Genomic DNA, 4,433 nt, shown 5'->3' with positions numbered 1-4,433 from the left:
TTCCATCTTCCTACACTGTCTATCCCGGTCATGGCCCTGAAACTTCTATTGGTCACGAGAAGATGTTCAATCCCTTTTTTAGTCAATCCTAAAGAGGCATGTATCCTCCTTCCTGTCCTAATAAAAGTAAACAAAAAAGCAAGTGCGAACTTGCTTTTTTATTATATCTTAAGAAAACGTCTCATAGAGATTGAAGAACCGATCGCTCCGATCAAAATTCCTAATCCAAAGAGGCCACCGACCATGATCGGTACCAAGACATGTGGACTATAGAGATACAAGTTTTGATCTGCCAAGTTATTGTTCATAGATGTATAGACAACATTATAAACATAGAAGACCAAAGCTGAAGGAACCAAGGCTCCCAAGAGACCGATCCAAGCACCTTCTAAAAGGAATGGGGCACGAATATAGCCATTTTTTGCTCCTACCAGTCGCATAATCTTAATCTCACGACTACGTGAAATGATGGTAATCCGAATGGTATTAGAAATCAAGAAAACTGCGATGAAGATCAATAAAGCTACACCGATCAATCCCCAGTTTCGGATAAAAGTTCCTAGTGCAAACAAGCGTTGGGTATCTACCCCACCATCTTTAACCTCAGAAACTCCCTCAATTTTTTTGGCATCAGCCGAAACTTGCTTTACATATTTAGGAGCTGTTGTTTCTACATAATAAGCATCGTAGAGAGGATTGGCATCTCCATCAAAAATCTTCCAGTTGTTCCCAGCCGTTTTGATCAGTTTATCGTACTGTTCTTCCTTGCTAGAAAAATCAACCTTATCAACATGTTTCATGGCTGTCAGAGCATCGTAGACCTTATGGTAGTTTTCATTGGTCACAGTTTGACCGTCTTTTTCAATCTGCTCGCTCTGATCTTGAATATCTTTGCGCATGTATACTACAACCCGCACACTGTTTTGAATATCATCTGAAAGCTTGATGGTATTGGCAATAACAGAGGCGAAAATAGCAACCAAACTAAGGGTAATCATGACTGAGCTGACCGCTGCAATCGTCATCCAACCATTTCGTTTCAAGCTTTTAAGCGACTCGATTAAGTGTCGGAAAAATCTTCTAATCATCGTATCCGTACTCTCCTTCCGCTTCATCACGCACTACACGACCATTTTCAATCGCGATGACACGGTGACGTAAAGTATTTACAATTTGACTATTGTGGGTCGCCATCAATACTGTAGTCCCTTGCAAATTAATTCGCTCCAAAAGATTCATGATTTCCCATGAATTATCTGGGTCCAAGTTACCCGTTGGTTCATCCGCAATCAAGACTTTCGGATTATTGACGATAGCCCGCGCAATCGCGATCCGTTGTTGCTCCCCACCGGACAATTCATTCGGGAATGAGCGGACCTTGTGTTTCAACCCAACAAGATCCAAAACTTCCATAACGCGCTTTTTAATATTGCGACGACGCTCTCCAATAACTTGCATAGCATAGGCAATATTTTCATAAACAGTCTTCTTTGGCAGTAATTTATAATCTTGGAAAACCACTCCCACATTGCGTCGCAACATTGGAACATCACGTTTTTTGATTTTATCCAAATCAAAATCAGCAACTTTCAGTGTTCCTTTATCGTGTTTTACTTCACGGTATAAAAGTCGAATAAAGGTCGACTTTCCTGCACCAGAAGGTCCTACAATGTAGGCAAATTCTCCTGGTTCAATACGAACAGATACTCCCCGAAGAGCTGTTGTCCCGTTGTCGTATTTTTTGACAACATCTTTCATTTCAATCATTGACATGTAATGAAATTCCTTTCATTCTTTTCTGGGTTATTCCATGTAGATTACTGGAGACGCCATTTAAGGTAGGCATCGATAAAGCCATCGATATCTCCATCCATCACCTTGTCCACCTGCGCTACCTCATAGTTGGTCCGGTGATCCTTCACCATGGTGTATGGGGTAAAAACATAGGAGCGGATTTGACTTCCCCAGGTGATTTCTTTTTTATCCCCTTTTAGAGAATCCACTTCTGCTGCCTTTTTCTCTTGCTCCAATTGGTAGAGTTTGGCCTGAAGCATCTTCATTGCTCGATCACGGTTTCCGTACTGAGTCCTGTCCACAGTAGAAGCAACAACAATCCCTGTCGGAATGTGGGTCAAGCGCACCCCTGTAGAAACCTTATTGACGTTTTGTCCACCAGCTCCACCAGAGCGGAAGGTGTCCATTTTAATATCATCGTCTCGAACTTCAACCTCAATCGTATCATCCAATTCTGGCATAACTTCAACGGATGTAAAGGAGGTATGACGTCGTTTAGCGGAGTCAAACGGAGAAATCCGAACCAAACGGTGAACGCCCATTTCAGATTTCAGAAGGCCGTATGCATGTGGGCCTCAAAGGATAAGGTCACAGACTTAATTCCGGCCTCATCTCCAGCCTGATAGTCCAAGACTTCAACTTTAAAGCCGTGGGCATTGCCAAAACGAGTATACATCCGAAGAAGCATGTCGCCCCAGTCCTGAGCTTCTGTTCCTCCTGAACCTGGGTGGATTTCTAGGATGGCATTATTATTGTCATAGGGTTCAGACAATAGCAAGGTCATCTCATAGCTGGTCATACGTTTATCCAGCTCCTCCAACTTCTCGATCAATTCTTCTTTGACCGAATCGTCTTCTGCCAAAAAGTCCAGTAAGATTTCTGACTCATCAAAGAGATCCACCATTTGATGGAAATTTTCATAGGTCTGCTTGAGTTCATTTAATTCTTGAGATGTTTTTTGCGCAGCAATGTTATCATCCCAAAAATCAGGTTCTGTCATTTTATTTTCTAAAATGGCAATTTCTTCTTCCAATGCCTCTAAGTCAAAGAGACCCCCTGAAAGAAGCTAATTTTTCACGATTTGCGTCAATTTTTTGACGAATTTCTGAAATGTCCATAAGTACCTCTTTCTATGTATCTAGTCTATTATATCATAACCTTCACTATTTGCCCACCTTCCAATATTGGATCTGCAAGTTTACCACAACTAACCCAGCTTTTTTTCAGTATTTTTCTATTTTTTTGTAACCTAATTGTTAGAAAAAAAGATCCTCTTATGCTAGACTGGTAGCATGACAACAGTAGCTTTTATGTCCGATTTACATATTGATTCAAACAATTTCGGCGAAGAAGAATTGGAGACCCTTATTACTCTTCTCAAGGACCAACAGGTTCAACATCTCCATATAGCAGGAGATATTGCTAATGGCTTTGGAGAAACCTCACAAAAATTTTTAGCCCAACTCCAATGTCAGCTTTCTGTGTCCTTTAGCTTGGGAAATCATGATATGCTTGGGCTATCAGAAAAAGTCATAAAACCTTTCGAATTTCAAAAAATTTCCTTCTCTAATCATACGCTTCTTGCCTTTTCGGGCTGGTATGACTACAGCTTTGTTCCTGACATCTCTCCCCAAAAACATCTTCAAACCAAAAATCTGTTTTGGTTTGATAGACGCCTCCAACGAATGGGATCTGATCCAGCCATTACCAAAAATCTTTTGCAAGAGCTGGAACAAGAGCTCATGCGTGTAAATCAACCCTTAATTATCGCCATGCACTTTGTTCCTCACAGTCAGTTTCTCCTGCATCACCCTTATTTTGAACGCTTTAATGCTTTTTTAGGGAGCCAAGCCTTTCACGAGCTTTTTAGACAATATCCTGTCAAAGATGTCATTTTTGGTCATAGCCACCGCCGAATTCCAACGACAACTATTGACACCATCACCTATCATGCAAGACCTTTAGGCTATGTCAGAGAATGGGAGCTCTGCAAACAATTTTTTGAAGATTTCCCCGAATTTGATTTTTCAAAGCGCTATGATCCCTACAAACGCTATCGCAGAATTAAAGACCTTCCTGAATTTAAAGCCTACAAAAAGAAAAAACTTAAACATGAATTTTCTCAAGCTATGATCATATTAAAATTATAAAAATAGGACGGCACTATTCTCATTTCAAAAAAGTAACCACTTTAGTTCTGAAATGAGAAACCTTACAGTAAGTATCTTAATAATCAGTTCTTTTCCTTATTGGTTTCTCAATATCCACTCTTACCTCAAGGAATATGCCCAGTCTATTTTGCCCGCAAAAAAAAGCCATCCAAAGATGACTTTTTTTATGTTTAAATGGCGTTTTTTTCTTTTCCAAGTGAACGTTGAACGGCTTTGACAATCTCAACGAGAACAACAATCAAAAGCGAACCAATCATAACAGCTAACCATTGTGTCAAGCTTAAATGAGACACATGGAAGAGTTTGTTAAATCCAGGGACAATGATGGTCGCCATCAAGAGAACAAAGGCAACTGGAATCGACCAGTTAAAGGTCTTGTTCTTGAAGAGTCCCACTTTAAAGATGGATTGGTAGACCGATTTGACGTTAAAGGCATGGAGCAATTGGATCAAACCAAGAGTTGCAAAT

At 40.4% G+C, this 4,433-nt stretch carries 4 protein-coding genes and 2 pseudogenes; 2 read left to right on the top strand and 4 right to left on the bottom strand.

The features are described from left to right. Nucleotides 1-92: pseudogene (locus SPADD19_RS12375) on the top strand (MBL fold metallo-hydrolase); the annotation flags it as partial. 69 nt (nt 93-161) lie between these two features. Here the strand turns inward: SPADD19_RS12375 and ftsX are convergent. The 3 genes and pseudogenes from ftsX to prfB form a co-directional block, all read right to left on the bottom strand. Beyond that, on the bottom strand, nt 162-1,088 hold the full coding sequence (gene ftsX / locus SPADD19_RS01995) for a permease-like cell division protein FtsX (RefSeq protein WP_021153569.1): 927 nt from the start codon (nt 1,086-1,088) through the stop codon (nt 162-164). After that, complete coding sequence (ftsE, locus tag SPADD19_RS01990) at nt 1,081-1,773, bottom strand: cell division ATP-binding protein FtsE (protein WP_003018939.1); 693 nt, start codon at nt 1,771-1,773, stop codon at nt 1,081-1,083. The genes ftsX and ftsE overlap by 8 nt, the downstream gene beginning before the upstream one ends. Nucleotides 1,774-1,817: 44 nt before the next feature. After that, a pseudogene (prfB, locus tag SPADD19_RS01985) lies at nt 1,818-2,912 on the bottom strand (peptide chain release factor 2). A gap of 174 nt (nt 2,913-3,086) precedes the next feature. Between prfB and SPADD19_RS01980 the strand changes: the two are divergent. Next, a complete protein-coding gene (locus SPADD19_RS01980; RefSeq protein WP_061455065.1) occupies nt 3,087-3,944 on the top strand; it encodes a metallophosphoesterase in 858 nt (285 codons plus the stop codon). A 191-nt stretch (nt 3,945-4,135) separates the two neighbouring features. Here SPADD19_RS01980 and SPADD19_RS12370 read toward each other — a convergent pair. After that, nucleotides 4,136-4,433 (bottom strand): cation transporting ATPase C-terminal domain-containing protein (locus SPADD19_RS12370; protein ID WP_241496407.1); only part of this gene is annotated, 298 nt, incomplete at its 5' end.

Origin of the sequence: Streptococcus parasanguinis, from assembly GCF_001578955.1 — a bacterium.
GTDB lineage: Bacteria > Bacillota > Bacilli > Lactobacillales > Streptococcaceae > Streptococcus > Streptococcus parasanguinis_U.
The sequence above is the reverse complement of the archived record's forward strand: the minus strand, read 5'-3'. Positions and strand labels throughout refer to the sequence as shown.

Excerpts from the sequence above, each read along its gene's own strand:
- ftsE (WP_003018939.1), bottom strand. The coding sequence starts at position 1,773 with ATGTCAATGATTGAAATGAAAGATGTTGTCAAAAAATACGACAACGGG.
- SPADD19_RS01980 (WP_061455065.1), top strand. The coding sequence starts at position 3,087 with ATGACAACAGTAGCTTTTATGTCCGATTTACATATTGATTCAAACAAT.
- ftsX (WP_021153569.1), bottom strand. The coding sequence starts at position 1,088 with ATGATTAGAAGATTTTTCCGACACTTAATCGAGTCGCTTAAAAGCTTG.